22 protein-coding genes are annotated in these 26,222 nt (G+C 60.4%); 15 read left to right on the plus strand and 7 right to left on the minus strand.

The genetic code is table 11. The features are described from left to right. The first annotated feature begins 124 nt into the window (after positions 1–124). The 6 genes from aauS (at position 125) to ACYZTY_RS22265 (ending at position 5,622) form a co-directional block, all read left to right on the plus strand. On the plus strand, positions 125–2,026 hold the full coding sequence (gene aauS, locus ACYZTY_RS22240) for a two-component sensor histidine kinase AauS (protein WP_461955495.1): 1,902 nt from the start codon (positions 125–127) through the stop codon (positions 2,024–2,026). Between the two features lie 44 nt (positions 2,027–2,070). Beyond that, positions 2,071–3,351, plus strand: a complete 1,281-nt coding sequence (gene aauR / locus ACYZTY_RS22245) for a two-component response regulator AauR (RefSeq protein WP_232252234.1) — start codon at positions 2,071–2,073, stop codon at positions 3,349–3,351. Positions 3,352–3,359: 8 nt separating this feature from the next. Further along, positions 3,360–3,689, plus strand: coding sequence for a GlpM family protein (locus tag ACYZTY_RS22250; RefSeq protein ID WP_461959376.1), 330 nt, complete (start codon positions 3,360–3,362; stop codon positions 3,687–3,689). Between the two features lie 232 nt (positions 3,690–3,921). Continuing rightward, a complete protein-coding gene (locus ACYZTY_RS22255; RefSeq protein WP_461955496.1) occupies positions 3,922–4,842 on the plus strand; it encodes an arginase family protein in 921 nt (306 codons plus the stop codon). Next, positions 4,839–5,213: a DMT family transporter gene (locus ACYZTY_RS22260; protein ID WP_461955497.1), complete on the plus strand. Its 375-nt coding sequence runs from the start codon at positions 4,839–4,841 to the stop codon at positions 5,211–5,213. Before ACYZTY_RS22255 ends, ACYZTY_RS22260 begins: the two co-directional genes overlap by 4 nt. A 10-nt stretch (positions 5,214–5,223) precedes the next feature. Continuing rightward, positions 5,224–5,622: a DMT family transporter gene (locus tag ACYZTY_RS22265; protein WP_176457759.1), complete on the plus strand. Its 399-nt coding sequence runs from the start codon at positions 5,224–5,226 to the stop codon at positions 5,620–5,622. A gap of 154 nt (positions 5,623–5,776) precedes the next feature. Here the strand turns inward: ACYZTY_RS22265 and ACYZTY_RS22270 are convergent, their stop codons facing one another. Then, positions 5,777–6,538 carry a MipA/OmpV family protein gene (locus tag ACYZTY_RS22270; RefSeq protein ID WP_461955498.1) on the minus strand — a complete coding sequence of 254 codons (762 nt, stop codon included), beginning with the start codon at positions 6,536–6,538 and terminating at the stop codon, positions 5,777–5,779. Positions 6,539–6,756: 218 nt separating this feature from the next. Here ACYZTY_RS22270 and ACYZTY_RS22275 point away from each other — a divergent pair, with 218 nt between their 5' ends. The 6 genes from ACYZTY_RS22275 (at position 6,757) to ACYZTY_RS22300 (ending at position 14,248) form a co-directional block, all read left to right on the plus strand. Further along, complete coding sequence (locus tag ACYZTY_RS22275) at positions 6,757–7,467, plus strand: MtnX-like HAD-IB family phosphatase (RefSeq protein WP_461955499.1); 711 nt, start codon at positions 6,757–6,759, stop codon at positions 7,465–7,467. Further along, positions 7,460–8,854, plus strand: coding sequence for an aspartate aminotransferase family protein (locus tag ACYZTY_RS22280; RefSeq protein WP_461955500.1), 1,395 nt, complete (start codon positions 7,460–7,462; stop codon positions 8,852–8,854). The genes ACYZTY_RS22275 and ACYZTY_RS22280 overlap by 8 nt, the downstream gene beginning before the upstream one ends. Continuing rightward, the gene (locus ACYZTY_RS22285) at positions 8,851–9,744 is read left to right on the plus strand and encodes an alpha/beta hydrolase (RefSeq protein WP_461955501.1); all 894 of its coding nucleotides are present in this window, start codon (positions 8,851–8,853) and stop codon (positions 9,742–9,744) included. The genes ACYZTY_RS22280 and ACYZTY_RS22285 overlap by 4 nt, the downstream gene beginning before the upstream one ends. A gap of 229 nt (positions 9,745–9,973) precedes the next feature. Then, positions 9,974–11,101, plus strand: coding sequence for a GNAT family N-acetyltransferase (locus ACYZTY_RS22290; protein WP_461955502.1), 1,128 nt, complete (start codon positions 9,974–9,976; stop codon positions 11,099–11,101). Continuing rightward, the gene (locus ACYZTY_RS22295; protein ID WP_461955503.1) at positions 11,098–12,870 is read left to right on the plus strand and encodes a sensor histidine kinase; all 1,773 of its coding nucleotides are present in this window, start codon (positions 11,098–11,100) and stop codon (positions 12,868–12,870) included. Before ACYZTY_RS22290 ends, ACYZTY_RS22295 begins: the two co-directional genes overlap by 4 nt. Continuing rightward, positions 12,860–14,248, plus strand: coding sequence for a sigma-54-dependent transcriptional regulator (locus ACYZTY_RS22300; protein ID WP_461955504.1), 1,389 nt, complete (start codon positions 12,860–12,862; stop codon positions 14,246–14,248). The genes ACYZTY_RS22295 and ACYZTY_RS22300 overlap by 11 nt, the downstream gene beginning before the upstream one ends. Positions 14,249–14,404: 156 nt before the next feature. Here ACYZTY_RS22300 and ACYZTY_RS22305 read toward each other — a convergent pair whose 3' ends face one another. Further along, positions 14,405–15,070 (minus strand): DsbA family oxidoreductase, encoded by a 666-nt coding sequence (locus tag ACYZTY_RS22305; protein ID WP_461959377.1) that lies wholly within the window; start codon positions 15,068–15,070, stop codon positions 14,405–14,407. Positions 15,071–15,594: 524 nt separating this feature from the next. Between ACYZTY_RS22305 and ACYZTY_RS22310 the strand changes: the two genes are divergently transcribed. Further along, on the plus strand, positions 15,595–15,954 hold the full coding sequence (locus ACYZTY_RS22310) for a DUF6124 family protein (protein WP_461955505.1): 360 nt from the start codon (positions 15,595–15,597) through the stop codon (positions 15,952–15,954). Positions 15,955–16,180: 226 nt separating this feature from the next. On the opposite strand, the gene ACYZTY_RS22315 is transcribed toward ACYZTY_RS22310, so the two are convergent. Further along, positions 16,181–17,215 (minus strand): alpha/beta fold hydrolase, encoded by a 1,035-nt coding sequence (locus ACYZTY_RS22315; RefSeq protein WP_461955506.1) that lies wholly within the window; start codon positions 17,213–17,215, stop codon positions 16,181–16,183. A gap of 258 nt (positions 17,216–17,473) precedes the next feature. On the opposite strand from ACYZTY_RS22315, the gene ACYZTY_RS22320 reads away from it, so the two are divergent. Then, positions 17,474–20,827: a hypothetical protein gene (locus tag ACYZTY_RS22320; RefSeq protein WP_461955507.1), complete on the plus strand. Its 3,354-nt coding sequence runs from the start codon at positions 17,474–17,476 to the stop codon at positions 20,825–20,827. A gap of 203 nt (positions 20,828–21,030) precedes the next feature. On the opposite strand, the gene metE is transcribed toward ACYZTY_RS22320, so the two are convergent. Then, positions 21,031–23,343, minus strand: coding sequence for a 5-methyltetrahydropteroyltriglutamate--homocysteine S-methyltransferase (gene metE / locus ACYZTY_RS22325; RefSeq protein ID WP_461955508.1), 2,313 nt, complete (start codon positions 23,341–23,343; stop codon positions 21,031–21,033). A 120-nt stretch (positions 23,344–23,463) separates the two neighbouring features. Here metE and metR point away from each other — a divergent pair, with 120 nt between their 5' ends. Next, complete coding sequence (gene metR, locus ACYZTY_RS22330; protein ID WP_131060908.1) at positions 23,464–24,381, plus strand: transcriptional regulator MetR; 918 nt, start codon at positions 23,464–23,466, stop codon at positions 24,379–24,381. Between the two features lie 121 nt (positions 24,382–24,502). On the opposite strand, the gene ACYZTY_RS22335 is transcribed toward metR, so the two are convergent. Genes ACYZTY_RS22335 through ACYZTY_RS22345 form a run of 3 tightly spaced genes read right to left on the minus strand, consistent with a single transcriptional unit; the run spans position 24,503 to position 26,100 of the window. Next, positions 24,503–25,000: a GNAT family N-acetyltransferase gene (locus tag ACYZTY_RS22335; protein WP_461955509.1), complete on the minus strand. Its 498-nt coding sequence runs from the start codon at positions 24,998–25,000 to the stop codon at positions 24,503–24,505. A 2-nt stretch (positions 25,001–25,002) separates the two neighbouring features. Next, positions 25,003–25,641, minus strand: a complete 639-nt coding sequence (locus ACYZTY_RS22340; RefSeq protein WP_461955510.1) for a LysE family translocator — start codon at positions 25,639–25,641, stop codon at positions 25,003–25,005. 24 nt (positions 25,642–25,665) lie between these two features. After that, positions 25,666–26,100, minus strand: coding sequence for an NUDIX hydrolase (locus ACYZTY_RS22345; RefSeq protein ID WP_461955511.1), 435 nt, complete (start codon positions 26,098–26,100; stop codon positions 25,666–25,668). Positions 26,101–26,222: the final 122 nt, after the last annotated feature.

The raw sequence follows: 26,222 nt of genomic DNA on the forward strand, positions 1-26,222 counted from the left end.
GTCTGACACACCGCATTTGCCGGTTTTACGACTGCTTCGCAGCCGAGCGGGAGCAAGCTCCCTCGCCACAGGTTCCGCGTTCGACTGGAAACCAGAGCAAGCTGGTTGACCCAAGGCATCTGTGATGAAATGCGACCCCACTCTCTATCGCGCCGCGCCGCCATCACTCGCCGTGAAACCCCGTCTGATTCGCCACCTGTTCCTGCCACCGCTGGTCATCGCCCTGATGATCGGACTGGGTTACCTCGGCTTCTGGGTCAGTGAACACTACGGGATTCGCAGCCTCAGCGAGAACGGCCAGCGTCAGCTCGAACTGCACGCCCGCGCCGTCGAGAGCGAGATCAGCAAGTACACCTACCTCCCCAGCCTGCTGGAACTTGAATCCAGTGTTTCAAAACTGCTGGCCGACCCGTCACCGGAACACCGGCAGACCGTCAACGACTACCTCGAAGGCCTGAACCGGCGCAGCCGCAGTCGGGCTATCTACGTGATGGACACCACCGGCCGCGTCATGGCCACCAGCAACTGGCGCGATGTCGACAGTTACCTGGGTGAAGACCTGTCCTTTCGCGCCTATTTCCAGAACGCCGTGCGCGGTCAGCCGGGGCGCTTCTACGGCATCGGCAGCACCAGCGGCGAACCCGGTTACTACCTGGCCCACGGCCTGGAAGAGCACGGCAAAATCATCGGCGTCGCGGTGGTCAAGGTGCGCCTCGAAGCCATGGAAGAACGCTGGCAACGCGCACGCCTCGAAGCCTTCGTCAGCGACGAGAACGGCATCATCATTCTGTCCAGCGATCCGGCGCGACGGCTCAAGTCGGTTGTGCCCTTGAGCGACGAAACCAAAGAAAAACTGGCTCGCAGCCTTCAGTACTACTGGTTCCCGCTGAACGAACTGCAACCGCTGGCCCGGGAAAAACTGGCCGAAGGCGAGGAAAAACTGACCTTCCCCGCCAACAGCGAAGTGGAATCCGATCAAGAGGACATCAGCTACCTCTCGCAAACCCGCCCGCTAAGCGACACCCCATGGAACTTCACCCTGCTCACGCCGCTACAGGATTTGCGCCGTGAAGCGATCAACCAAGGGATTCTGGTGGCGGTGGCATTTGCCCTCGTGGCGTTCCTGCTAATTGCCTGGAACGAGCGGCGCAAAGTGATCGCCACCCGCCTCGCCGCCCGTGAAGCCCTGCAGGAAGCGAACAATCAACTGGAGCGTCGGATTACCGAACGCACCACCGACCTGCGCGCCAGCAACGAACGCCTCAAGGGCCAGATCCGCGAACGGCGTCAGGCCGAAGAGACGTTGCGCCGCGCCCAGGATGAACTGGTGCAGGCCGGAAAACTCGCCGCCATCGGGCAGATGTCGACCAGCATCGCCCACGAACTGAACCAGCCGCTGGCGGCGCTGCGCACCTTGTCCGGCAACACTGTGCGCTTTCTCGAACGCGGTCAGCTGGATGTCGCCAGCACCAACCTCAAGACCATCAACGAATTGATCGACCGCATGGGCCGGATCACCGCCAGCCTGCGCTCCTTCGCCCGTCGCGGTGACGACAAAGGCCGGGCCAGCCTCGGCAAAGCGATGGACGCCGCCTTGCAACTGCTGGGCGGTCGCGTGGAGAGCGCGCATCTGCAAGTGCATCGTGACTTTAATGATGTGCAGGTGCAGATCGACCAGACCCGCCTCGAGCAGATTCTGGTCAACCTGATCGGCAACGCCCTCGACGCCATGCAGGCTCAACCTTTGCCCGAGCTGTGGCTGGAAGGCGAGGAGTTCGATGGCAAATATCGCCTTCGGGTACGCGACAACGGCCACGGCATCGACACCGAAGCGCGCAAGCACTTGTTCGAACCCTTCTTCACCACCAAACCCGGCGAACAAGGCCTGGGCCTCGGCCTGACCCTTTCCGCCAGCCTGGCCGCTGCCACCGGCGGGCATCTGGGTGTCGAGCACCCGGCCAGCGGTGGTACCACCTTCGTCCTCAGTTTACCGTTGGTAAGCCCCACTCACGCCGAGCCAATATGAACAACGACCTTAGTGTGCTGATCGTCGAAGACGACCCCCATGTGCTGCTCGGCTGCCAGCAGGCGCTGACCCTGGAAGACATTCCCTGCGTGGGCGTGGGCAGTGCCGAAGAAGCGCTGGAACGGGTTGGCGACAACTTTGCCGGCATCGTCATCAGCGACATTCGCCTGCCGGGCATCGATGGCCTGGAGCTGCTGACCCGCCTCAAGGCCCGCGATCGCAGCCTGCCGGTGGTGTTGATCACCGGCCACGGCGACATCTCCATGGCCGTCGGCGCGATGCAGAAAGGCGCTTACGACTTCATGGAGAAACCCTTCTCGCCGGAACGCTTGGTGGATGTCGCCCGTCGCGCGCTGGAGCAACGTAGCCTGGCCCGGGAAGTCTCTTCGTTGCGTCGGCAACTGGCGGAGCGCGATTCCCTGGAAGGCCGGATCATCGGCCGTTCGCCGGCCATGCAGAACCTGCGTGAACTGATCGCCAACGTCGCCGATACGTCGGCCAACGTGCTGATCGAGGGCGAGACCGGCACCGGCAAGGAATTGGTTGCGCGCTGCCTGCACGACTTCAGTCGTCGGCACACCAAACAGTTCGTCGCGCTGAACTGCGGCGGCTTGCCGGAGAACCTGTTCGAAAGCGAAATCTTCGGCCACGAGGCCAATGCCTTCACCGGTGCTGGCAAACGGCGCATCGGCAAGATCGAACACGCCGACGGCGGCACGCTGTTCCTCGACGAAGTCGAAAGCATGCCCCTGCCCTTGCAGATCAAACTGCTGCGGGTGTTGCAGGAACGCACCCTTGAACGCCTGGGTTCGAACCAGAGCGTGGCCGTGGATTGTCGGGTGATTGCGGCGACCAAGTCCGACCTCGACGAGTCGAGCAAGGCCGGCGAGTTTCGCAGCGACCTGTATTACCGCTTGAACGTGGTGACCCTGGAACTGCCACCGCTACGCGAACGTCGCGAAGACATCCTGCAACTGTTTGAACACTTCCTGCAGCAGTCGTCCCTGCGCTTCGACCGCGCCGTGCCGGACCTGGACAACCAGACCCTGTCGAACCTGATGAGCCACGACTGGCCGGGCAACGTGCGCGAACTGCGTAACGTTGCCGAACGTTTTGCCCTCGGCCTGCCGGCGTTCAAGAAGTCCGGCGCCAGCGGCAGCAATCAGGGTTTGGCCTTCGCCGAAGCGGTGGAAGCGTTCGAACGCAATTTGCTCAGCGACGCGTTGCAACGTAGCGGCGGCAACCTGACCCAGGCCAGCCTGGAACTGGGGATGGCCAAGACCACGCTGTTCGACAAAGTCAAAAAATACGGGCTAAGCCACTGATGGACCTGATGCTGAAAGCGGCGCTGGGTGCGGCTGTCGTGGTGATTCTGGCTGCACTGGCCAAGACCAAAAACTATTACATCGCAGGCCTTGTGCCGCTGTTTCCGACCTTTGCGCTGATTGCGCATTACATCGTCGGCAAGGGACGTTCGCTGGATGATTTGAAAACCACCATCGTGTTCGGGATGTGGTCGATCATTCCGTACTTCGTTTATCTGGCGACGTTGTATGTGATGGTCGACCGGATGCGGCTAGAGGCTTCGTTAGCGGTCGCGGCCGTCGCGTGGCTGATGGCGGCCACCCTCCTCGTCACCGTCTGGGTCCGCCTCCACGTCTAGCACCTCCCCTCTGTAGGAGCGAGGCTTGCCCGCGAAGAGGCCGGTACATCCGACGCATCTCTTGCGGCTGGACACCGCCTTCGCGGGCAAGCCTCGCTCCTACAAGGTCTGCGGTGTCTGATGGTTGGTGGCTGGCCCGTCCCTTGCATTTACCCCCAAAAGCCCCCTCGGCCGGCCTTCATGATCGATGAAGCCGGTGTCTGGGAGGGTCCGACAAGGGTGAATTGCGACCTTGAACATTTTAGATCTCGACCACAGCCTGACTGCCCAGGCGCCCATCAAATGGCTGCTCGACAGCGGCCGTGCCAAACGTCTCGACCTGCTCGACCTCGGCCCGAAACTGCGCCTGTGGTCCAGCGAACGAACCTGGCGCCGCTTCGCCGAACGCTTGCAGCAACGGCCCCGGCACATCGGCCCACAACCGGAAATTTTCTTCGTCGGCTCTGGTGATTACCACCATCTGACCCCGGCTTTCCTGACTGATTTGCCGGAACCGGTGAGCCTGATCCACTTCGACAATCACCCCGACTGGGTCCGCTTCGCGCCGCGCCGGCATTGCGGTTCGTGGGTCAATCAGGCGCTGAAACTGCCAAACGTCCAGCGCATCGTCACCCTCGGCCCGTGCAGCGACGACCTGCAAAATCCGCAGCTCAAGGGCGGCAATGTAAAAGCGCTCAAACGCGGCGTGTTGCAGTTGTTTCCGTGGCAGCACCCGCCCTCGAAAGTCTGGGGGCGGGTCGGTGACGGCGCCGGGCATCAACAGCAGGAAAACCTGCTGCACTGGCGCAATCTGGCGGAACTCGACTGGCCAGTGTTTCTCGATCAGATGATCGCCAGCCTGCCCACCCGCGCGGTGTGGATCACCGTCGACAAGGACGTGTTGGCCAGCGAAGACGCGGCGACCAATTGGGACCAGGGCGGCATGCGCCTGAGCCATTTGCTGCAAGCCATCAGGGCCTTGGCGGCCAGCAAGCGAATCATCGGCATCGACATCTGCGGCGAGTACGCCCGCCCGGCCTTCAGCAACGCGCTCAAACGCTGGGAAGCCAAGTCCGACCAGCCCCCGGCCGAACGCTGGAGCGAAGCCGATCTGCTGCGCAATTCGGCGACCAATCAGGCCTTGATCGATCTGTTCGAGGAGCTGTTTCCATGACCTACACCGTGATTGTGCTGGTGGCGTTTTCCATTGTGCTGGACGTCATCGGCCAGCTCTGTTTCAAGCTCGGCCTGGACCGTTTGCCGGAACTCGAAGGCGGGTTTCGACTGAATGCGTTTTGGGGCCAGGTGTTCAACGCGCCGCTGTTGTGGTGCGGAATCGGCGCTTACGTGATCGAATTTTTCGTCTGGCTCGAAGCCCTGTCCCGGGCGCCCCTGAGTCTGTTGTTTCCGGCAGCGGCGCTGGCGTATTGCGGCGTGGTGCTGGCCGGCAAACTGATCCTCGGCGAGACCGTCAGCCGGCGGCGCTGGCTCGGAACGTTAGTGATTACGGCGGGCGTGATGCTCGTGTGTGTCGCCCATGCATGAGGCTCAATCGATGATCAGAGGGAAGACCGACTGGCTGCATGAGCGCCTCGGCACGGTGGTGCTGTGGGCGCTGTTGATCGGCTTTGAAAGCGCCGGCCAGATCGCCACCAAGGTCGGTGGAGATCAGCTGGGGCAGATGGATTTCAACCTGCAATGGCTGCTGGCCGTGGCGGTTAATCCGGGGGTGTGGTTCGCGATTGCCTGCTACATCGGCGCGTTTTTCGTGTGGATGCTGATCTTGCGGCGCAGCAGTTTGTCCCTGGCGTTTCCGCTGAGTTCGCTGGTGTTTGTCGGGGTGTTGCTCGGGTCGTGGCTGGGGCTGGGCGAGCAGATCAGCGTGCTGCACTGGGTGGGTGTGGCGGTGATTATGGGTGGGATTGCGTTGCTGGCCGAGGGTGAAGAAACCTGAAATTCACCTCAACACCTGTGGCGAGGGAGCTTGCTCCCGCTCGGCTGCGCAGCAGTCGTAAAACAGGCTAACGCGGTACTCCTGGAGGAACGAGTTATCAGATTTCGGGGCCGCTTCGCAGCCCAGCGGGAGCAAGCTCCCTCGCCACAAGTGCTCAGTTGAACTTGTAGGCCAGTGCCGCCTGTACTTCACCCTGGTTGGTATCCCCGACCTCTTTGACAATGCTGCTATCCGCCGCAGACCCCGTCAGGTGAATCCAGCTCGCGCTCGTCAGCAACGACCACTGCGGCGCCAATGGAAACTCAAAGCTCTGTGTCAACGCCACATTCTGCAATCCACCACCGGCGTTGTACGGCCGAATCCCTGAAGCCTGAGACTCTTCGCCACTCACTCCAAAAAACGTCTGATTCTGCCGGGCATCCGCAAAATGCACGGTCAGATTGGAGCTGCCAATCACCCCGCCACCCAGCGGATAACCCACCTCCCCGCCGACGCGCCCCAACACCCCGCCCTGGCCGCCGCGCCCGCCCACTGCTTGCCCGACCGACGCAAACACCCGCCAGAAATCAGCCGGCGCGTACTGCACGTAGCCGCCCACTTCGCCCATGTCAGGTACGTCGCGCAAGCCATGCAGCTCGCCGTTGGAGGTGCGCCCCGGCAGGTAATTCACGAACGGTCCGGCGCTGAAACCATTGGTGCTCAATGCGTCCCAAGTCAGCCCGTCATCAGTACTGAGGCTGACATCGCCCCAGTCCAGATCGAGGTACGGCACCGGCCGGGTTTCGTAGCGGCTGCCGGTCGGATCGTGTGGCTGATAGCTGAGGCCAACCCCTGCCTCACCGGTAATGCCGTCCGCTGAAACGTTGGCCGAGAGGCACGTCAGCGCGGCGAATAGAGCAACAGTAATCCTCGACATGAGGCAATTCCTTGAACTGGACATGCGCGCATCAATCCCCGAATCGCGCGTCCCGCGCAAGCACTCATGTTGTTTGTAGCGACCTACAAAAATTGTAGCTTCGCCGACACCCACACACGCCAAAACCCCAGCCCCGCTGGGCCAAACCCGATTGGCACAGTCCCTGCTCTACCCCCTTGGCAAGCGCAAACAGCGCATTCTGCCCAATAGGTACCGAGATGAATGACTGGCATATCGTGTGTGATTTCGACGGGACCATCACCCGCACCGACGTGATCGACAGCATCCTCCAGCGGTTCGCCGACCCGAGCTGGGAAGCGATCGAAAACGAGTGGCTGGCGGGCGACATTGGTTCGCGTGAATGCCTCAGCCGCCAGCTCTCGCTGGTCAAGGCCACACCTTCCGAGCTGCTCGGGTTCTTCGACACCATCGAGATCGACCCGGACTTCCCCGACTTCGTCGACCACGTGATCGGCCTCGGCGCGTCCCTTGAAGTGGTCAGCGACGGCATCGAGCAAGGTATCGCACGGATCCTGGCGCGCAACTACGTCAGCCTCTTGCCGATCCTCGCCAACCGCTTGCGCCAACTCGACCACCAGAGCTGGCGCATCGACTTCCCGCATGCCAGTGACGCCTGCCGCGCCGCCTCCGGCAACTGCAAATGCAAATCCACCCCTAGCACCAAACGGGTGCTGGTGATCGGCGACGGCCAGTCCGACATGTGCGTGGCCGCCACTGCCGATTTCGTGTTCGCCAAGGATCGCCTGGCCGAGCACTGCGAGCGTAACGGCATCGCCTACGCCCGCTTCGACAGCTTCGCCGAACTGCCTGCGTTGCTCGCTCTGCTGCGCCATACCAACGACAGGGCCAACGCCGCCAACGCCACCTCCTTCAACGTAGAAACACAGGAACTCTTCCACCATGTCTGATATTCGAATCGCCACCGCAGAAGACCAGGTCCTTCTGGATAAAGAAGCCAAATACTGCTCCTACGGCGACACCGTTCACTACATAGATCCGCCGCGCATCTTCAGTCGCTGCGAAGGTTCCTACGTCTGGGACACCGAAGACCAGGCCTACCTCGACCTGCAAATGTGGTACTCGGCGGTCAACTTCGGCTACGCCAACCCGCGCCTGAACAACGCGCTGAAACAGCAGATCGACACCCTGCCGCAGATCGCCAGCCAATACCTGCACAAAGGCAAGATCGAGCTCTCGGAAATGATCGCCGTGGACGCGAAGAACAAGTTCGGCCTCGACGGTCGTGTGCACTTCAACGTCGGCGGTTCGCAGTCCATCGAGGACTCGCTGAAAGTGGTGCGCAACGCCACCAACGGCAAAAGCCTGATGTTCGCCTTCGAGGGCGGTTACCACGGCCGGACCCTCGGCGCGTCGTCGATCACCTCCAGCTATCGCTATCGCCGCCGCTACGGCCACTTCGGCGAGCGCGCCAATTTCATCCCGTTCCCGTACCACTTCCGCGGCCCGAAAGGCATGACCAAGGAAGAGTACGGCAGCCACTGCGTGCAGCAATTCGCCCGCCTGTTCGAGACCGAATACAACGGCGTCTGGGACCCGAAAGTCGGCCAGAGCGAATACGCCGCGTTTTACGTCGAGCCGATCCAGGGCACCGGCGGCTACGTGATTCCGCCGATGAACTTCTACAGCGAACTCAAGCATGTGCTGGACCAGCACGGCATCTTGATGGTGGTCGATGAAATCCAGATGGGCTTCTATCGCACCGGCAAGCTGTGGTCGATCGAGCACTTCGACGTCAAACCGGACGTCATCGTTTTCGGCAAAGCGCTGACCAATGGTCTCAATCCGTTGGGCGGTATCTGGGCCAAGGAAGAGCTGATCAACCCGAAAATCTTCCCGCCAGGCTCGACCCATTCGACCTTCGCCTCCAACCCGTTGGGCACGGCGGTGGGTCTGGAAATGTTCAAGATGACCAGCGAAGTCGACTACGGTGCGATGGTGATGAACAAGGGCAGATACTTCCTCGAAGGCCTGAAAGACTTGCAGAAACGCTACCCGATCATCGGCGACGTCGACGGTCTGGGCCTGGCCCTGCGCTGTGAAATCTGTGGGCCGGACGGTTTCACGCCGGACAAGGCCACCCTGGATTTCATGGTCGAAGAAGGCATGAAGGGCGACATCGAAATCGACGGCAAACGCCTGGGCCTGATCCTCGATGTGGGCGGTTACTACAAGAACGTGATCACCCTCGCGCCGTCGCTGGAAATCAGCTACCCGGAAATCGACCTCGGCATCGCGTTGCTCGACCGTCTGCTGCATCGGGCGATGAAACGATGAACGATTTTTTTTCAAGTGCAGCAGAGATCGACATGGGCGAAGGCAGCGCCGGTTTCGTTCTCGGCAACGGGGAGGTCGCGGTGTTGTTGATCCACGGCCTCACCGGCACGCCGACCGAGTTGCGCCGGGTCGCCATGGGCCTGGCGAAGGCCGGTTGCACGGTCTACGTGCCGACCCTGGCCGGCCACTGCGGGGACAACGCCGACCTGCAAGCCACCGGGTGGCGCGACTGGTACGAGAGCGCGCGCAACACTTTCATCGGTGTGCGGCGCAAACATCAGCATGTGTTCGTCGGCGGCTTGTCGATGGGCGCGGTGCTGTCGATGTACCTGGCCGCCGAGCATCCGGGGCAGATCGAAGGTTTGCTGCTGTACTCGACCACCCTGCGCTACGACGGTTGGAACATGCCCAAAGTCGCCGTGCTCACACCGTTGCTGATGGCGATTCCGTATGGCGTCCACCTGTGCCGCTTCAACGAAAAATCTCCGTTCGGCATCAAGGACGAACGCTTGCGCGCCATCGTCGAGCGGCAGATGAAGGCCGGTGAAAGCAGCAATGCCGGGCTGCTGACCATGTCCGGGGTGAGTGTCCGGGAACTGCATCGGCTGGTGGCCGCGGTGAAAAAACGCATGCCGCAGATCACCACTCAAGCGCTGGTTTTGCACTCGCGCGAAGACGACATCACCAGCCGCTGGAACGCCGATTATGTGGAACGCAAACTCGGTGGCCCGGTGGTGAAGATCCTGCTCGACGACTGCTACCACATGATCACCGTCGACCTGCAATACCGCCGTGTCGTGGAGCTGAGCGCGGACTTCATCCAGCACCGTTTCATGCAACAGGTAACCGCCCCGCAACCCGTGCGCCAGGACTACCGGCAGCTGGCCTGACACATTGACGAACGCTCGACCCTTGTAGCAGCTGGCGAAGCCTGCGTTCGGCTGCGAAGCAGTCGTAAAATCATGCGCTGCGGTGTATCAGGCAAACCGAGTTGTCAGGGTTTACGACTGCTTCGCAGCCGAACGCAGGCTTCGCCAGCTGCTACAGGGATTGTGCGATGGCGCAAAGATGTACAGATCGGAAATGGCCCGCAAGTAACAGAAATTTTAAGGAACCGATGTGATCACTGCCCTTGCCTTTTCGACGATCGAAGCCATCGACCGCGCTGCCTGGAATGACTGTTTCCCCGCTGAACTGGAGGGCTGGGAGTATTACCGGGCCGTTGAACAGGCGGGCATTGCGGATTTTCAGTGGCGTTATCTGGCGCTGTACGAGGACGAGGTTCTGGTCGCGGCGGCGGTGGCGTTTACCACCGCGTATTCGCTGGACACCACGGTTCAGGGTTCGGGCAAACGCGTCACCGAACAATTGCGCCGCTGGTGGCCGGGGCTGTTCGACGTGCGCCTCTACGCCCTCGGCTCGCCGGTGGCGGAACAATGCCACGTCGGGACCGCACGCCAGATCGACCCCGCACGGCGACCGGCCTTGCTTGAGCAATTATTGACCCTGGCCCGCAACGACGCCGATCAGGCCGGCATCGGTCTGCTGGCGGTCAAGGACGCCTCCCAGCGGGACCCGCAGTGGTTGCAGGTGTGCCAGGGCGCCGGCCTGCAGAGCATGCCCGGTCTGCCCAGCGCCGAACTGCCGATCCGTTTTGGTTCCGTGGACGCGTACCTCGGCACCCTCGGCAAATCCACGCGTAAAGACCTGCGCCGTACCTTGCGCGGGCAAGGTCCGCGCATCGAGTGGCGGCGCTCTGTCGAAGACCTGCTGCCGCGAATGATGGCGCTGTACGAAGCCACCCTAGAGCGCAGCGACCTGACCTTCGAACGCCTGCCGCCGGACTACTTTCGCCAGGTCCTCGAACACCTCGATGAACGCGCCGCGTGCGTGCTCTACTGGGTCGGCGAAGAGCTGGTAGCGTTCAACCTGGTGTTGCTGGACGAGCAACGCCTGGTCGACAAATTCTTCGCACATGACCTGACGCGAACCCGCGATCACAACCTGTACGTGCGCAGTTGGCTGGCCAATGTCGACTACTGTATTGAACACGGCATCCCGATCTACGCGTGCGGTCAGGCCGGCTATGCCAGTAAGCTGCGCCTGGGTTGCTCGTTTACCGGCAACACCGTGTTTTTCCGCCATCGCAATCGCTTGCTCGACAGCCTGCTGCGCGTGGTGAAAATGTTCATTCGACCGGACCGTTCCGATTCCGCCATGGCTGCTGCGATAAGCGAAACCCAATGATGAAAGACCGCCCCGCCACCGCCCGACCTTTCGCCCTCTCCGGCTGGAGCCTGCAGCGCAAACTGGTGCTCGCGTTCTGGCTGGTCAGCGTGATCCCGACGATGATTGCGGCGGAACTGGCGGCCACCACCCTGTCGCAGATTTTCGACAGCAACGTGCGGATCTGGCTGCAGGAATCGACCAAGATCGTCGAGGACGAGATCAGCGAAATCCTGCGGGACAACGCCCGGGCCGCGCAGTTGTTCCTGCGCTACACGCGCCCGCCCACGGATCGGTTGTCGAGCAAACACGACAAATTGACCAGCGACATCGCCGACTCCATGGGCATCGATGTCGTGGCGCTGGTGCGCAACAGCGATCACAAAGTGGTGTTCAGCACCGCCGCCGATGACATCGTCCGACAAATCAGCACCGAGCCCAAAGCAGTGTTACAGACGCTGCAAGTCGGCGGCGTCGCAACCGGCACCGTGGTCTCGACCTTCGAGACCGATCAGGACGGCGTCGATTACAAACTGGTCATTGCCACGTACCTGGACAGCAGTTTCCTCACCAGCGTCGCCGACGTGCATTCCCTCGACCTGCGGCTGTACCTGGCCAAGGCCAATGATTTCTCGGAGATCTTCTCCACCCAGCGCTTCGAAGATCACCCGGCCGCCGTGCCGGAGAAAATCGAACAGATCCTGCGCAACACCAAACAACCCATAGAACAATTCACCAATCGCTACAGCGGTATTTACCGGCCGATCCTTAACGAAAACGGTGAACTGCAAGGCGTGATCTTCAGCGGTCTGCTGCGCCACACCAGCTTGGTCGGGCTGGTGAACCAGAGCAACCTGTTCATCCTGATTTTCCTGCTCAGCTCGGCGGCGTCCCTGGCGGTCGGCTGGCTGGTGTCGCAGCGCCTGACCAAGCCGTTGCGCGGGCTGTCCAAAGGCGTGCAAGCAGTGATTGCCGGGGATTATCGCCAGCGCCTGCCAGTCACCGGCGGCGACGAACTGGCGGAACTGAGCAGCACCTTCAACCACATGAGCGAACGCCTCGCCGAGTTGCAGCACCTGGAATCGCAACTGCGCCGCCGCGACCGACTGCATGCGCTGGGCGAAGTCGCCATGGGCCTGGCCCATGAAATCCGCAATCCGTTGGGTATCATCAAAACCGCCACGCAATTGCTGCACCGGCGCGCCGATTTGCCCGAGACCGACAAGCGTCACCTGGAATACGTAGTCAGTGAAGTCAGCCGCATCAACGACCTCATCACCGATTTCCTCGACTTCGCCAAGCCCAGTGCGCCCATGCGCTCGACCCTGGCGGCGCGGCCACTGGTGGATGAGCTGATCGGTTTCTGCGCCCCGGAACTGGCCAGCCACAAAGTCGATGTGCAAATCGACGATCAGGCACCCGGCGCGACCCTTCACGCCGACGCGCGGCAACTCAAGCAGGCCGGCCTGAACCTGATCGTCAACGCCATCGACGCCATGCCCGATGGCGGGCGGCTGACGGTCAGCATCAGCAGTGACGAGCACTACACGGTGATCAGCGTCTGCGACACCGGCCAGGGCATCGAACCGGATATGCTCGAACGGATCTTCACGCCGTTCGTCACCACCAAGGCCTCGGGCACCGGGCTGGGGCTGGCGAAGGTGTTCTCGATCATGGAAAGTCATGACGGGCGCATCGAATGCGTCAGTGAAAAAGATGCCGGCACCACCTTCACGCTGTACATTCCGGCCAACGGTGAAGACTTCGACGAGGGCAGCGATGACACATAACGTACTGGTGGTCGACGACGAGCCCAAGCTCTGCGACCTGCTGGCATCGGCCCTGGGTCAGAACGGCATTCAGGTGTTCACCGCCGGCAATGGCCTGCACGCGCTCAAGGTGCTGGAGTGCGAGGACATCGACCTGGTGATCAGCGACTGGCGCATGCCCGGCATGGACGGCCCGCAACTGCTGGCAGAAATCAAAACGCGTTTTCCGCAGTTGCCGGTGATCGTCATGACCGCCTACAGCACGGTGAAAAACGCCGTGCAGTCGATGCGCAACGGCGCCTTCGACTACATCGCCAAGCCGTTCGACATCGACGAACTGGACATCACCGTCAGCAAAGCCCTGCAATTTCGCGACATCCTCAAAGACAACCAGCGCATGCGCGCCGAGCTCGACGAGCATCAGCAGATCGACAGCCTGATCGGTGACAGCCCGAGCTTCCGTCGGGTGCTGCACGCCATCGATTCGGTTCGCGAAAGCAACGCGACGATTCTGCTGACCGGCGAAAGCGGCACCGGCAAGGAAATGGTCGCCCGGGCGATCCACAAACACGGCAACCGCGCCGACAAACCCTTCGTCGCGGTCAACTGTGCGGCGATCCCGGAAGGCTTGCTGGAAAGCGAAATGTTCGGCCACCGCAAAGGCGCGTTTACTGGCGCGGTGGCGGACCGCGTCGGGCGTTTCATGCAGGCCGACAAGGGCACGCTGTTTCTCGACGAGATCGGCGAAATGCCGTTGGCCTTGCAGGCGAAAATCCTCCGGGCGTTGCAGGAACGGGTGATCGAGCCGGTGGGCGATCCGCGCGAGCGTAAAGTGGATGTGCGGGTGATTGCCGCGACCAACAAGAACCTGCTGGACGCGGTGGCCAACAAAGAGTTTCGCGAAGACCTTTATTACCGCCTCAACGTGTTCCCGATCCCCCTGCCGGCCCTGCGCGAACGGGTTGAAGACGTCGCGCCGCTGGCCCGACATTTTGCTCACACCCTGGGCGCAACGGCGGGCAAGCGTTTTACCGGGTTCAGTCCGGAAGCCTTGCAGGCGATGGCCAATTACTCGTGGCCGGGAAATATTCGCGAACTGCAGAATTGCGTGGAACGGGCGACGATTGTGGCGTCGGGGGCGGTGATTGAAGAGGAAGATTTGCCGGCTTATCTGTTTGCCTCAAACGCTGGCAGCAGCGGCGTTCTGGTCACCGAAGGCAGCGTGCCGGCGGATCTGGAAGCGGCGTTGGCCGAGGTCGAAAAGGCCTACATTCTGGCGGCCCTGGCGCAGAGCAACGGCGTGCAGGCCGCAGCGGCACAGTTGATCGGGATCTCTGAGCGCAGCTTCTGGTATCGCTTGAAGAAACTAGGCATCCACGTAGACAAAATCGTCAGGTAACCGCCCCCCTGTGGCGAGGGAGCTTGCTCCCGCTCGGCTGCGCAGCAGTCGTAAATCCAGCGAATGCGGTCTGCCTGGCTACAACGGTGCTGACATTGGGGCCGCTTCGCAGCCCAGCGGGAGCAAGCTCCCTCGCCACAGAAGCATTCCCGGTGATCAGCTAACGGTCCCGCCCTTTGCTTCACTCATGATCTGCCGGATCGCCCCGACAAAGGTCTCAACCGGCTGCCCACCACTCACCGCATACTGCCCGTTAAACACCACCGTCGGCACCGAACTCACCCCGCGCGACAACCACAACTGCTCTTCTTCAAGCACCTCTTTGGCAAACTCATCGGACGCCAGAATCGCCGCTGCCCGCTGCCGGTCCAGCCCGACGCTTTCAGCAATCTGCGCCAACTGCTGGTGATCGGACGGATTACCGCCATCGGTGAAATACGCCTTGAACAGCGCTTCCTTCAAATTGAACTGCAACCCTTCCAGCCCCGCCCAGAACAGCAACCGATGCGCATCAAAGGTGTTGTAGATGCGGCTGTTGCCATCGGTGCGAAACGCAAACCCGACCTCGGCGCCACGGGCGCGGATCATCTCGCGGTTTTTCTGCGATTGCTCAGGGGTCGAGCCGTACTTTTCAGTGATGTGTTCGGTGATGTTCTGCCCTTCCGGCCCCATTTTCGGATTCAGCTCGAACGGCTGAAAACGGATCTCGGCCTGGACCTCATCACGCAGCACTTCCAACGCCCGGGTCAGGCCATACAGGCCGACCACGCACCACGGGCAGGACACGTCGCTGACGAAATCGATTTTCAGGGGGGTACTCATCATTCACCTCGCAGGCTGGAAAGGCGGCGGAAAGTTTGAACGATACACCCGAAGGCTGGCGCGCGCAGGTCCCTTGTAGGAGTGAGCCTGCTCGCGATGGCGTCGTGTCGGTTGATATTTGTATTGGCTGATACACCGCTATCGCGAGCAGGCTCACTCCTACAGGGATTTGGGTGTTTGGGAGGGTGTGTTTAGTTCTGTTTAAGGTTACTTCCTGAAAGCTACAGCGCCTTGCGCCGTCGCCTACAACAACGTCAGAATCCGCCGGCTTGTGCGCCTGGGGGGCCGTCGGTAACTTGGTTCGTGTCACTGATTCACAGTGATCGGGTTTAGTAGCCCGGGTAGGTTCTAACGGCAGCACAAGTGTCATTCAGTCAGGTTTGCGCCTGTATTCGATGGCGGCTGTGCGCTTGGCGCCCTCGGGCGCGCCGGTTTTGAATCCTCCCGGTCTACTAACTTGCGCACAGCTGCCTCCCTCTTCGTTTAGTAGCGAGATGAATGCGGCTCAACCTGAGGATTTACTTATGTTCAAACTTACTCCGAACCCACCGGAAACCGACGACGTTTCGCCTTACGAAGCCCCGGACTCAAAAAAACTCAACGAAGCCGCCGACCGCGCCCTCGATTACTACCTCAAACCGGTCATCCCCAAAGACACCCCACGCCGCCCCAGCACCATCTACACCATCGCCCCCGACATCGATCACGAAACCCTGCTGGCCAATGCCTGTGAATCCCTTGCGTCGGCGAGCGTGATGTTGAGTGACTTCGCCGCATTGATGGAAGGCCCGCATCGCAACACCGTGCTGGGCATTCAGCAGTCCGTGATGCTGGGTGAACTGGCGGTGAACCGGATGCTCGACAACCTCGTTCCATCGACATAGCCAACTAAGACAAGGGAGCCTTTGTGGTGAGGGGATTTATCCCCGTTGGGTGGCGAAGCCGCCCCCCCGCGTCCTTTCAGACAGACCGAGTTGTCTGGATTTACGACTGCTTCGCAGCCGAACGGGGATAAATCCCCTCGCCACAGGTTCCTGCTCGACTGAAGACTGTCTTAAGTGAACAGCATTGCCTCACCACAGGGTTTTATTTCCCAGGTTTGATTGGGGGTTACAGGAGATTCGGGGTTGGCACTGGATCAATCTGCGCCCAATGCGAGGTGTCTTCGCGATGGGCCTGCAAGTAGGGCAACACCGCCGCCAGTAACGGCACCTTGAACGCTTCCTGGAATCGATGCGCCAACCCCGGAATCAGCTTCAACTGGCTGCCACGGATATGCGCCGCCAGATGTACGCCATGCATCACCGGCAACAGCGGATCGGCGGTTCCATGGACCACCAGCGTCGGGACGCGCAATTGGTTAAGCAATGCCACGCGACTGCGCTCAGCGAGGATCGCCATGATCTGGCGCTTCACGCCTTCCGGGTTGAACGCGCGATCATAAGAAAGCGCCGCTTGATGCAGCAAAGCCTGCCGATCATCGCTCACGGTCGGGCTGCCCAACGCTGCCAGTAAATCCGCCTGTTGCTCCAGCGCGACTTCGCGATTCGGCGCGCTACGCCGCGACAACAACTGCACCAACGCCGCACTCGGCGCCGGCAAGCCTTCGGCCCCGGAAGTGGTCATGATCAGGGTCAGGCTCTCGACCCGTTGCGGCGCCATCGCCGCCATGTGCTGGGCAATCATCCCGCCCATGCTCGCGCCCAATACGTGGAATTGCTCGACCTTCAGCGCATCCATCAGGCCAAAGGCATCGTCTGCCATGTCGGTCAGGGTGTACGGCGCCGCGACCGGCAAACCGAGTTTGTAGCGCAACACCTCGAAAGTCAGGTTGGCGTCCGCGGGCGCTTGCCGCCAGGTCGACAGGCCGACGTCGCGATTGTCATAGCGAATCACCCGAAAACCCTGCTGACACAGCGCGACCACCACCTCGTCCGGCCAGTGAATCAACTGCCCGCCCAGGCCCATCACCAGCAGCAACGCCGGGTCGGACGCACGGCCGATGCTCTGGTACGCCAGGCTCACCTGCGCCAGATCGGCATGTTGGGTGGGAACGTTGACATCGCAACGAGACGCCGCGAAAGACGGTAATCCAAACAACAACGCGGCCAGGAAGGCCGCTGTTGATAAAAATCGTGCACGCATGAAAAAACACCGAAACGCAGAACCCCAGTAGAGCGCGAGTTTGATGAAGTTTGATCAAGCGCGCTGCCACAGTTACGTGACAGTTTGATGAAGTTTGCCGAGCGGTCGTGTGAAGTGTTGATGCCTACCACTGGTCAGAAACCAGTCTTAACCTGTTATTTCTGACAGTAGCCAGCCTGCAGGTTTGAGCTTTCAATCAGTCTCTGACGCGCCTTGCCGCCCCGGTTCGCGCGCTTTGGTGCGAGTCGGAGACCAACCATGACTGCCTTTTCTTTTTACACACAAGAACAACTGGCCGCGCTGAAAAAAGGAAGCCCGCAACTAACGGTCGGCTTGTTCGCTGAAGTCAGGTCGCAAAGCCTGTTCTCAGAAGATGGAGCGTTCAGGATATTCCCCATCCTGATCCCCGGTTGGCACGTGGTCGACTACCCGACTGCCTCCCATGGGGTCAACGCGGATGAGACCGCAGGTCCCGGGCTTGGATGGTGGGTCCTTTTCCCCTCCTATCCCCTGATGGCAGCGTTTGACACCTTGCGCCTGTACATGGGCAAACGCCTTGAACCGGGGCAGACCCCTGACCCGACGGATCGAGGCACACTGATCAAGACTGTGATCGTCCCCCGGGATCACAACAATGAGGACATCGTCAGCTTCATTCCCAGAACGGCCGTCGAAAAACCCGGCATCCATCGGACGTGGTACACCGTCGAACGCACGAGTGGCAGTGGACCGGAACGTTCAGAAGAGATAACCGTATGGTTCAAGCCAACTTTTCCGGACAGCCTCGATCCAACCGGCAACACCCGCGAACGTGTACCTCTGGAGGCCCCGCGCTTCCCGGCGGTGATTGACAAGGAGATGGTCGAAGCCGGCGTTGACTTCATCATCCCGGCCTGGCCAGTCATGACCATGGGAGACCGGATCGTACTGACGATCGATAATCAGATCGTCGAGTTCGTCATTGATGCCGGACAAGTCGGTCAGGACATCGTGGTGTTTGTCTCCTCGGCGATCCTCAAGCTGATCGGCCCTGCCGACCCGTTGCTGGTGAGTTACAAAATCCATGACCAGGTACACAACAGCAGCCTGACGTCCAACATCGGTGTAGGTACGCTGGAACCGGACACCACCTATCTTGAAGCGCCGTCAGTGCCACTCACCCATGACGATGTCCTGGCGGTCGACGATCTCGACGGCGATCCCATGGATGTTGATGTTCTGGTGCGACGTGCAGACGCTGCCGCTGGCGATAAAGTGGAGTTGACCCTTCACGACGCCGCTACCGGGTTCAGCGAAGTCTTTGGTCCGCTGGATTACAAGGCGGGGGTCGTGACGTTCAAGATCCCTTTCGAACTCGTGAAAAAACTGGTCCCGACGACGATAAAACTGAGCTACCACAGGATCAGAATGGTGTCGGGTTCGGTAGTACGGACACCGTCTTACCCCTATTCCCCAAGGCTGACTGGCGAAAAATACCGGGCTCCAGCGCCTACTGCGCCGCAAGCCCACGGGGCAGTCCTGTCGCCAGATCTGGCCGAGACGGTGGTCTATGCCGGACCTGGAATCGAAGGCCTGTCGGTCGGTGACAAGGTGATACTGACCTGTCTGAGTACAAGCTCCGGCGGCACCACCCGCCTGCAAACCTACGAACGGTTTGTCACCCAGGGCATGGTAATTCCGGGGGTCGGCATCGTCGTGCCATTCGACTGGGAAACAACACACTTTGGGACCTATCAGGACGGTTCGGTCCAGCTGTCCTATATCGTCACCGGCATCGGGCATGCCACGCCTCTGGAGTCCTACGTCAGTCGGCTGCGTATCGGTCAAGTGACCAATGTCCTGAACGTCGTCGATGTCGGCAAAGACGAAAACGGCGTGCTCGATCCGAAGGATATTCCTTTCGGCACCCCAGCCATTTGCCCGGCCAAGGGTCACACGCGCCTCGGCGACACGGTTCACCTGGAAGTACGGGGACCGGACGGCAATCTTGTTTTTGCAGACTCATTGCTCATTACCACGGCCCATCTCGACAAAGACATTGAGTTCAGACTGGCTTATGAGCTTATCAACGCACTGCTCAATCAAGTGATCACCGTGGACTGGTACATCGCGCGCAACCGCGAACTGCCTCTGACCGCCCCCGAACTGGTGCTGCGAATCGGCGCCAAGGCCTTGGTGCTGCCGCCGCCCAAGCTGGTGCAGGCTTCACCTGGCAATATCATCAATCCGCAAAACACTCAGAAACTTGCCACGGTCAAAGTCACCTACACCGGGATGGACCCCACCCATCGTGTCACGCTCTTCATCAAAGGGCGCGATGGCTTTGGCAGCCCGGTGCTTGCGACACTTCAAGGTAGCGCCAGCGGAACATTGACCTTCACTCTGCCATTGACCGTCGTCCCCGCCAACATGGGTACGTTCATGTCCTTCTGGTATGTCGTAAAGCAGGAAGGCATACATGATCAAAGCTCCGCACCCACAAAGTATGAAGTCACGTCCATTGCCAATGAAGACATCAACTACCCGCGCATGACCATCAAGGAGGCGCCGGATCACAAGGTCCTGAACCTCAACAACTTCACGGGCGATGCCCACTGGACGCTGATTGCCTGGCTGTTCATTGCCATCGGCACCCGGATGCGGGTAGCCCTGAGCGGGCAAAAATCCGACGGGAGCGAATACGTCATCATGCTGTTCGATGGGGTGATCACCGCCAATCATGTGTGCACCGGATTGAGCGGAGTCATCTCTCGGGAACAACTCAAACAGTTCAAGGACGGCACGCAGGTTTATGGATTGTCGATCGCCAATTTCAGCGATAAGGGCGGCGTTGATACGTTCTTCCGTATGCTGGAACTGACGATCAAATCGGAAATGCTGGCAAGGCCGATGATTACGCAGCTTATTGACAATCAAGGGGCCATTACCGGGCAAGTCGTCAACGGTGGTGCGTGCGACGATACAACACCTGAACTCGTAGGGACGGCAACACCAAATAGCATGGTCCATTTGTTCAATGGTGCAGCGCCAATAGGCACGGTAACTACGGACGTTAGCGGGATCTGGAGGCGGGTCGTCAATATCGGATTGGGTCGCCACAACCTGACCGCTAAAACACCGGACGGTCAGCAAATCTCTCCCGACTGGACCGTCACTATTCACCCTGATCTAAATGATGTGACCGACTTCGCTGGTGGCATGAATGGTTGGATTGTCGGCCCGGGAGGAAGAACGGGCTCGATTTCGACATACGCAAATCGAGTCGTGTTTTTTAACATCACGCCAGCGGGCTACAACCATGCGGGCGCAATCTTGTATAAATCCTTTCAGTTGGCAAAAGGGGCAAGGTATCGGTTCACGACTCGAGTGGTGAACTTCACCGGGTCGGGAGGACGTTACGATCCTCTGTTTAACTTACGTATCGACAATCTACTGGAGACACCCGGAGTGACGCCTCCGAGATTCCAGCAATATGATCTGGTAGGCGAATTTATCGCCAACAACAATAGTGCAACATTACAGATTCTCAACCACCAATCTACACCGAATGGAAATGACCCCATGATTATGTGGATCATTGTGCAACAGCTCTCTAACGCAACGTCCGCATAGAGCAACGCAGGAAAGGATGGATCTGTTTAAGCCGTCGTCGATGCTCAAAACGCAACAAGAACAAAACCCGCTGATCTTCACCGATACAGCGGGTCGTCAAGCGATAGAACGAGAGTGGCGAAGGGGGTTGCTCCCTCGTCACGGTTCAGTATCGCCCTTAACTGACCGGCGTTAGAGGATTGCCCGCTCCCCCACTGAGTGCTTCAAGCCAACTGACTCCGCAACTGCCTTGCCGCCGCCACCATGTTCACCAACGCCGCCTCTGTCTCCGGCCACGCCCGGGTCTTCAACCCGCAATCCGGATTCACCCACAACCGCTCCGCCGGAATGCGTTTAACGGCTTTGCTCATCAACTTGACCATCTCAGCCGTGTCTGGGACCCGTGGCGAGTGGATGTCATAGACGCCCGGCCCGATGTCGTTCGGGTAGTCGAACGCTTCGAAAGCCTCGAGCAATTCCATGTCCGAACGCGAAGTTTCGATGGTGATCACGTCGGCATCCATCGCCGCGATGGACTCGATCACGTCGTTGAATTCGCTGTAGCACATGTGGGTGTGGATCTGGGTTTCGTCCCGCACGCCGGAAGCGCTGAGACGGAAAGCTTCCACCGCCCAATCGAGGTATTCCTGCCATTGCGCCCGGCGCAGCGGCAAGCCTTCACGGAACGCCGCTTCGTCGATCTGCACGATCTTGATGCCGGCGTTTTCCAGGTCGACCACTTCGTCACGCAGGGCCAGGGCCAACTGCTGCGCCTGGATTTTTCGCGACACATCTTCGCGGGGGAACGACCACATCAACATGGTCACGGGACCGGTGAGCATGCCTTTCATGACCTTGCCGGTCAGGCTCTGTGCATAGGTAATCCAGTCGACGGTCATGGCGTTCGGACGGCTCAGGTCGCCGTAGATGATCGCCGGTTTGACGCAACGCGAACCGTAGCTCTGCACCCAGCCGAAACGGGTGAACAGGTAGCCGTCCAGTTGCTCGGCGAAGTACTCGACCATGTCGTTGCGTTCAGCTTCGCCGTGTACCAGCACATCCAGGCCCAGGCGCTCCTGGACTTGCACCGCGTGGCGGATTTCGCTGTGCATGACGTCGGTGTAATCGTTGGCCGACAGCTTGCCTTGTTTGAAGGCCTGGCGCGCCAGACGGATCGAACCGGTTTGCGGGAACGAGCCGATGGTGGTGGTCGGGAATGGCGGCAGTTTCAAGCGTGCACGTTGCTGCTCGATGCGTTTGGCAAACGGCGAATGGCGTTGGCTGTCCTTGTCACTGATGGCATTTATCCGTGCCTGCACTTCCGCTTTGTGGATACGCGGTGACTCGGCGCGGCTGGCCTGAATCGCTCGGCTCTCGGCGAGGGCGGTTTGCACCTTGGGCGATTGTGGGTCGTTGAGGGCATCGCGCAGCACGGCGATTTCCCCGCACTTCTGCACCGCAAACGCCAGCCAGCTTTTCAGTTCCGGGTCGAGTTTGTCTTCGCGTTCCAGGTCCACCGGGCTGTGCAGCAACGAGCAGGAACTGCTGACCCAAAGATTGTCGCCAAAGCGTTCCTGGGCCGGTTGCAGTTGCGCGAGGACTTGCTCCAGTTCGCAGCGCCAGACGTTGCGCCCGTTGACCAGGCCCACCGACAGAATCTTGTAGGTCGGCAGACGATCCAGCACCTGGCCGAGTTGATCCGGCGCACGCACGGCGTCGATGTGCAGGCCTTGCACCGGCAAGCCGACCGCCAGGCCGAGGTTGTCTTCCAGGCCACTGAAGTAGGTGGCCACGAGTTTTTTCAGCGGCGAGTATTGAAGGATGTGATAAGCGCGTTCGAAAGCGTTTTTCCACGACTGTGGCAGGTCGAGGGTCAGGATCGGTTCGTCGATCTGCACCCATTCCACGCCTTGAGCAGCGAGACGACCGAGGATTTCACCGTAGATCGGCAGCAAGCGTTCCAGCAGGTCGAGCTTGTCGAAGTCATTGCCTTTGGCTTTGCCCAGCCACAGGTACGTCAGCGGGCCGATGATCACCGGTTTGACGTTGTGGCCCAGCGCCTTGGCTTCGTCGACTTCGTCGAACAGCTGTTCCCAGCTCAGTTTGAATTGCTGGTCAGCGGTGAATTCCGGGACCAGGTAGTGGTAGTTGGTGTCGAACCACTTGGTCAGCTCCTGGGCGTATTGCGCTTTGCTGTGTTCACCGCCGCAGCAGGCAGCCGTGGCGCCTCGGGCCATGGCGAACAGGGTGTCGAGGGTCGGCAGGCCGCGCGAATCCTTGGCGCTGTCGAAACGCTCGGGGATCACACCGAAGGTCAGGGAATGGGTCAACACCTGGTCGTACCAGGCGAAGTCGCCGACGGGCAGCAGGTCGATGCCGGCGTCTTTCTGCAATTGCCAGTGGGTGGCGCGCAGTTGGCGGCCGACGCTTTTCAGCGCGTCCTGATCGAGGTCGCCCTTCCAGTAGGATTCGAGGGCTTTTTTCAGTTCGCGGTCAGCGCCGATGCGCGGAAAACCAAGTGTGTGGGCCAGAGCCATGGTGAGTTTCTTCCTGTAAAAGAGGCTGTAAAACATGGCGCTATTGTCGACAGCCAACCCAACATGAGACAAACTCAACCTTTTCGTGTTGATCACAAGTTTTCCTCATGGAGCCATCCGGTGCTTGAAATCCGTCATCTGAAGACCCTGCACGCCTTGCGCGAAGCGGACAGCCTGGTCGATGCCGCCGACCGCCTGCACCTGACCCAGTCGGCCCTGTCCCACCAGTTCAAGGAGCTTGAGGAACGGCTGGGGATGCCGCTGTTTGTGCGCAAGACCAAACCGGTGCGGTTCACCAGCGCCGGCCTGCGCCTGCTGCAACTGGCCGACGCCACCCTGCCGCTGCTGCGCGGCGCCGAGCGTGATATCGCGCGCCTGGCGGGCGGCACGGCCGGCCGTTTGCACATGGCGATTGAGTGCCACAGTTGCTTCCAGTGGCTGATGCCGACCATCGATCAATTCCGCGATGCCTGGCCGGAAGTCGAGCTGGACCTGGCCTCAGGCTTCTCCTTCGCACCGCTGCCGGCCCTGGCCCGTGGCGATCTGGACTTGGTGGTGACCTCCGACCCCCTGGAACTGGCCGGGATCACTTACGTGCCGTTGTTCACTTATGAAGCGATGCTCGCGGTGGCCAACCAGCACCGTTTGGCGAGCAAGGCCTACATCGTTCCGGAAGATCTGCTCACGGAAACGCTGATCACCTACCCGGTGGAACGTGATCGGCTGGACATCTTCACCCGCTTCCTCGAACCCGCCGACATCGAACCGGCGCAGGTCCGCACCTCTGAACTGACGGTGATGATGATGCAATTGGTGGCCAGCGGACGTGGCGTGTGCGGCATGCCCCATTGGGCGCTGCACGAATACAGCTCACGGGGTTACGTGAAGGCCAAGCGGCTGGGCGAGAAGGGATTGTTTGCGACGCTGTATGCGGGGATTCGCGCGGACATGCTGGATGCGCCGTACATGCGTGATTTCTTGCTGACGGCCAAAGACACATCATTTTCCACGCTCGACGGTGTCAGCGCCGTCCGATAACACACCACATACCCCTGTAGGAGCGAGGCTTGCCCGCGAAAGCGGTGTGTCAGCCAAGTAGATGTCGACTGTCACGACGCCTTCGCGGGCAAGCCTCGCTCCTACAGGATCTATGTAATCCTTAGATCTCGCGCCACATGTGGATTTTGTCGAAGTAGTCTTCGCCGACGCGTACCGCCATGGGTTCGAGGCCGAACTGGGTGAAGCCGCATCGCTGGTACAGGTTGAACGCGGCTTCGTTGCCGGCGGTGACGGTCAGCTGGATCAACCGCAGGCCTTGATGGTTCTGCGCTTCGGCCAGCGCAGCTTGCACCAGTTGCTGACCCACCCCACGCTGCCGGACCTTTCCAGACACGTACATGCCAAACAACGTCGCTTTGTGCCGGGCCTTTTCCCGGGGTTCGAAGGCCAGTCCGACGATACCCGCCAACTTGCCCTCTTCAAACGCCCCAAGCACCACATCGAGCTTGCTGGTCAGGCGCGATTCCCACCAGCTCAGCGGCATCGCGGCGCGCTCGCGTACGCTTGAGGTGAAGGCCTGCGGATGCAGGTCGTAGGCTTCAAGCATCAGTGCCCGATAGTCCAGGGCATGACTGGCATCCAGTCGTTCAATCCACATGGTCAAGCCGTCCGTCGTTGCTCAAGCATCAGCCGCACCGCCAGCGCCGACAGGACAAACCCCATGAAATAACGCTGCACCGCCAGCCAGGTCGGGTTGTTGACGAACCACGACGCGATGCCCGCCGCGAATATCGCGATCAGCAGATTGACGCAGAAACTGACGCTGATCTGGGTCAGGCCCAGCACGATGCTTTGGGTGAACACCGAGCCATGCTCAGGTGAGATGAATTGCGGAAACACCGACAGGTAAAACACCGCAATCTTCGGGTTCAGTGCGCTGGTGAGAAACCCCATGGTGATCAATTTGCGCGACGAGTCCGGCGGCAACTGCTGCGCTTCGAACGGTGAACGCGCCCCGGGTTTGACCGCCTGCCAGGCCAGCCACACCAGGTACAACGCGCCGGCCCACTTCAGCACTTCGTAAGCCATCGGCACGGCCAGAAACACCGCGGTCAGGCCGGCCGCGGCGGCGAACAAATGCACGAAAAACCCTGCGACCACGCCGAGCAACGAGGTCACGCCGGCCTTGCGCCCCTGGCAGATCGAACGGGAGATCAGGTAGATCATGTTCGGCCCCGGCGCCAGCACCATCAGCAACGCGGCAGCGGCGAATATCAGCAAATCTTGAAGCGGGATCATGGGGCAGTCCTGGTCCGTAAATGATCAAGCGGTCGCGGTCAGCGAAGCTCGATAAAACGGCAGGATCAGGTCCCGTGTCAATGGCGCCAGCGTGAGATCGCCGTCGGTAGCCGGATCGATCCAGCGCACTTCTTCGATCTCCGCGGCAGGCGATACGTCTGAATCGATGGTCAGCTGAAAGAGTTCGGCCTGTACGACAAAACCCGGCTCGTTGGCGGCGGGAGCCGAGAAGGGTCCCAGGTAGATGGCGTGCTCGGGGTCGATGACCAGCCCAAGCTCTTCTTCCAGTTCACGGGCCAGGGCGTGAACCGGTTGCTCGTGGGCCTCGATCTTGCCGCCGGGTTGCATGAAGGCTTCGGTGCCGCGCTTGCGGACCAACAGCGTGCGACCGTCGGGGCCGATCAGCAGGGCGGCGGCAATGCGGATGATGCGGGGGGAAGCGGTAGATGAAAGCGTCATGGATCGGGATTGGCCTTGGGTAAAAAATCACAAGGATCACATGGGCACGGGTTCTGCGTCATCCCGAAAAATCCCGCAAAGCACCACCGAGCTCTTTGTGGGAGTGAGCCTGCTCGCGATAG

The organism is Pseudomonas sp. LB1P83, assembly GCF_054897885.1.